Annotated in this window: 4 protein-coding genes; 2 read left to right on the top strand and 2 right to left on the bottom strand. The window is 61.1% G+C overall.

Features of this window, described 5'->3' with window-relative positions; all coding sequences use genetic code 11:
• Positions 1 to 485: 485 nt before the first annotated feature.
• Together A9Z00_RS14580 and A9Z00_RS14575 are read right to left on the bottom strand one after the other, a co-directional pair.
• Entirely contained in the window at positions 486 to 683 is a 198-nt protein-coding gene (locus A9Z00_RS14580) for a cold shock domain-containing protein (RefSeq protein WP_296979000.1), read from the bottom strand.
• A gap of 121 nt (positions 684 to 804) precedes the next feature.
• The gene (locus tag A9Z00_RS14575) at positions 805 to 1,515 is read right to left on the bottom strand and encodes a class I SAM-dependent methyltransferase (protein WP_296978998.1); all 711 of its coding nucleotides are present in this window, start codon (positions 1,513 to 1,515) and stop codon (positions 805 to 807) included.
• A 238-nt stretch (positions 1,516 to 1,753) separates the two neighbouring features.
• Here A9Z00_RS14575 and A9Z00_RS14570 point away from each other — a divergent pair, with 238 nt between their 5' ends.
• Positions 1,754 to 1,933, top strand: a complete 180-nt coding sequence (locus A9Z00_RS14570; RefSeq protein ID WP_296978996.1) for a hypothetical protein — start codon at positions 1,754 to 1,756, stop codon at positions 1,931 to 1,933.
• Between the two features lie 240 nt (positions 1,934 to 2,173).
• Positions 2,174 to 3,967, top strand: a complete 1,794-nt coding sequence (gene pepF / locus A9Z00_RS14565; protein WP_296978995.1) for an oligoendopeptidase F — start codon at positions 2,174 to 2,176, stop codon at positions 3,965 to 3,967.
• Positions 3,968 to 4,172 lie beyond the last annotated feature (205 nt).

Genomic DNA, 4,172 nt, shown 5'->3' with positions numbered 1-4,172 from the left:
CGGACGGCCGGACTGGGACACGTACCGGAACCCGCGACGGATGCACGCCGAGCTAAGGGAACTTGCCGCCGGGATCATGCGGCAGACGCCGGGAGGCCGCGCGCCGGGAGGACACGTACCAGGCGGCCGTGCTGCAGGATGATGGGCGACCACGCACCGGGCGCTGTACAGCAGGATGATGGGCGGCTGCATGCCGGGCGGCCGTATAACAGGATGAGGGGCGGCTGCATGCCGGGTGGCTGTACAACTGCGTGCCGGACGGCCACGCTGCGGGATGAAGGGCGGTCGCATCGCAATGCAGCCAGCGCAAGCGCGCTCAACCTCCCCGACAATGGTCGGATCACGTGTCGGCTTGCGCGATCCGCTTCGATCGGAAAGGAAATACCGCGCAAGGAAATACCGCCCGGAAATGCGAAAAAGACCCCGGAATGTTCCGGAGTCTTTTGGTGCTTCATCGCATCCGTATCGGCAACGGCCATTCGCTCTTACAGCTTGATGACGTTGGCCGCTTGCGGTCCGCGATTGCCTTGGGCGATTTCGAATTCGACGAGCTGGCCTTCTTCCAGCGTCTTGAACCCTTCACCCTGGATGGCCGAGTAATGGACGAACACGTCGTCGCCCCCGTCGACCCGGATGAAGCCGTAGCCCTTCTCGGCATTGAACCACTTGACAGTACCTTTCAAATGCAAAACCTCCCAAAATTCACGCCGTTTATCCGGCGTATGAACACAGTATACGCGCATGGGAGGCAAAAAGCAAACAAAACGTTTCGTGCGGGCGAATTTTTTTTTCGCCGGGGACGGCTCAGACCGGCTTCCGGATCACCATCAGACGTCTGGAGCCCGGGATGAACGGCAGGCGAGACTCGGGGAACCCGACCGCGCATCCCGCCTCCCGGACGCGTTCGGCCAGCCTTTCGAGAGGCGGATATTCCCGGAAGCTGAGCGTCACGAGCGGATAGATGCGCACCTCGCCTCCCGGGCGGCACACGCGGATCAGTTCGAACAGGCTCCGCTCGTGGAATGTCTCGTCGAAATGCTCGCCGTACAGGAACAGAAAATGGCTGCACAGCACCAGGTCAAAACGGTCATCCCCGAACGGCAGATTCGGCAGCTCGCCCGCGACGTAGCGGCCGCCGCCCGAATCTCCGTCCGTCGTGAAATCGGCGATGAACCGCTCCAGCGATGCCTCGCGGCCGGCACGGTGCCGTTCCAGGCTGCCGTAATGCGAAAAATCGAACAAGTCTTTCAACTTATCCAGCTTCGCCGTCGAGACCGCGATTTCGGTCCGCGCCTCGGCGAACAGTTCTTCCCGCGGCAGGCCATATCGCGGGTCGACCGCGACGGCCCCGAGGCCCAGCGTTGCCGCGTCGGCCGTGAACGACGACGCTCCCGCCGCCACATCCAGCACTTCGCACGGCGGCGCCGGAGGGTTCTCCAGCGCGAACATCAGCCTGTACTCCTCGAAGCTTCGACAGGTAAACGCCGTGCCGACCTGCTCGTACTTCCTCGCCATGGGCTCATCTCTCCTCGTCTCATCTCATCTCATCTCATCTCGTCTCATCTCATCTCATCTTGACCGGGCTTCCGGACATCCGCGTCCGGTTCGCCTTTGCCAATATCATATCCGGAATTCGGTTGATTTCCAATCCCCCGTCGGATATGATGGGAACGAAATCCGGCCGCGCCTCCGCGGAAGGAAAAACCTGCCGGACGGCGAATTGCTCTGTGAACGCCGGAATCTGGAGGATGCGATGGATACCACAGCGCTTGTCATCTTCGTCATCGTCGCCTTTTCGTTCGGCGCCATCCTCATCATGAAGCGGGATTCGGTCGAACCGCCGGTGCGGCGCTACCTCGCGCTGACCGCGCTGGTGATGATCGTGTCCGCCTTCATCATGCTGATGTACGCATTTCTGACGATGGGCGGCTGACCCGTCATGAAGCGGCGCTCCGGGGTGCATACTAGAGGGCAAAAAAAGGAAGTGCTTGCCATGAAGCGGTTTCCCATCCTGCTCGCCCTCCTGCTGGCCGGCTCCTGGTCGGCTCACGCCCCCGCCGGCGCCGAACCGGCGGCCGTCCGAACCGGCGGCGTGGCTGCGCCCGTCCCGGACGGCGGCCCCGACGGCCCGCCCGCGCGGCCCGAAACCATCTCCCCGAGGAGGAACCCCGACATGAAGCAAGTGCCGAAACGTTCCGAGACCGATCCGAAGTACCACTGGAGGCTCGAGGACCTGTTTCCCTCGCAGGCCGACTGGGACCGGGAGTACGAAGAGGCGAAGCGGCTGATCGCGAAGGTCGCCGAATTCCAGGGCAAGCTGGCCGATCCGGCGCAACTCAAGGCCTGCTTCGAACTCGAAGACAAGTTGTCGCTCCACGTCGAACGGCTCTACGTGTACGCGAACATGCGCCACCACGAGGACACGACCGAGCCGCACAACATGGCGCTGGCGGACAAGGCGAAGAAGCTGAGCGTCGAGGCGAACGAGGCGCTGTCGTTCATCACGCCGGAAGTGCTCAGCCTGCCCGACGAGACGCTCGCGAAGATGATCGAAGACCCGAACCTGCAGCCTTACCGGTTCACGCTCGAGGAGATGCGCCGCCAGAAGGCGCACGTCCTGAGCAAAGCCGAGGAGGCGCTGCTTGCCCAGGCGGGCAACATGAGCCAGGCGCCGAACACGATCTTCGGCATGCTGAACAACGCCGACCTGAAGTTTCCGAAGATCCGGAACGAGGACGGAGAGGAAGTCGAGCTGACCCACGGCACGTACATCCAGTTCCTCGAAAGCCGCGACCGTTCGGTGCGCGAAGCCGCGTTCAAGGCAATGTACGAGACCTACGGCAAGCTGAAGAATACGCTCGCCGCGACGCTTGCCGCGAACGTGAACAAGAACCTGTTCTATGCCCGGGCGCGCAAATACCCGTCCGCGCTCGAAATGTCGCTGTTTGCCGACAACATCCCGAAGGAAGTCTACACGAACCTGATCGACACGATCCACCGGCACCTTCCGCTCATGTACCGCTACATGGAGCTCAGGCGGAAGCTGCTCGGCGTCGAAGAGCTGCATATGTACGACCTGTTCGCGCCGCTGGTGGAAGAGTTCAAAATGGAAATTCCGTATGAAGAGGCAAAGCGGATGGTGCTGGAGGGTCTCGCGCCGCTCGGACCGGACTACCAGCGGGTGCTGCAGGAAGGCTTCGAAGGCGGCTGGATCGACGTTTACGAGAACCAGGGCAAGCGGAGCGGGGCCTACAGTTGGGGCGCCTACGGCACGCATCCGTATGTGCTGCTCAACCACAAGGACAACCTGAACAGCATGTTCACGCTGGCGCACGAGATGGGCCACGCCCTGCACTCGTATTATTCGGACAAACATCAGACGTACCGCAACGCGCAGTACACGATCTTCCTCGCCGAAGTCGCGTCGACGCTGAATGAAGCGCTGCTGATGGATTACCTCCTGAAGCGTTCGACCGACCCGAAGGAGAAGCTGTACCTGCTGACGTATTACGCGGACCAGTTCCGCACGACGGTGTTCCGCCAGACGATGTTCGCCGAGTTCGAGAAAATCATCCACGAGAAGGCGGAGGCCGGCGAATCGCTGACGCCGCAGCTTCTGTGCGAGATCTATTACGATCTGAACAAGCTGTACTACGGCGACGGGATGGTCGTCGACCGCGACATCGAGATGGAATGGGCGCGCATTCCGCATTTCTATTCGAGCTTCTACGTGTACAAGTACGCAACCGGCTTCTCGGCCGCGACGAGCTTCGCGAAGCAGATTCTCGAGGAAGGCGAGCCTGCCGTCGAGCGGTATCTCGGCTTCCTGAAGAGCGGCGGCAGCGATTATTCGATCAACATCCTGAAGCGTGCCGGGGTCGACATGTCGACGCCGGAGCCGATCGAACAGGCGATGAGCGTATTCGAGGATCTGATCCGTCAGATGGAAGCATTGACCCGGGCTTGACCGGAAGCACTTTTTCCGGACCGGGTGCAAACGGCCGACCCTTGTTCCAGACTGAAGACAAACTCCCATGTTTCAGGCGGAACGTGGGAGTTTGTTTTATGGTGTTGGCCAAAATCACCAGCAAAAAGCCAACTTGCTTTAGATGGGGACCTGACTTCCAAAGCCAGGTCGCCATCTTCTTCAGATTCATGGCAGCAAAAACAAG

The organism is Thermobacillus sp. ZCTH02-B1, assembly GCF_002159085.1.
Lineage (GTDB): Bacteria > Bacillota > Bacilli > Paenibacillales > Paenibacillaceae > Thermobacillus.
The sequence above is the reverse complement of the archived record's forward strand: the minus strand, read 5'-3'. Positions and strand labels throughout refer to the sequence as shown.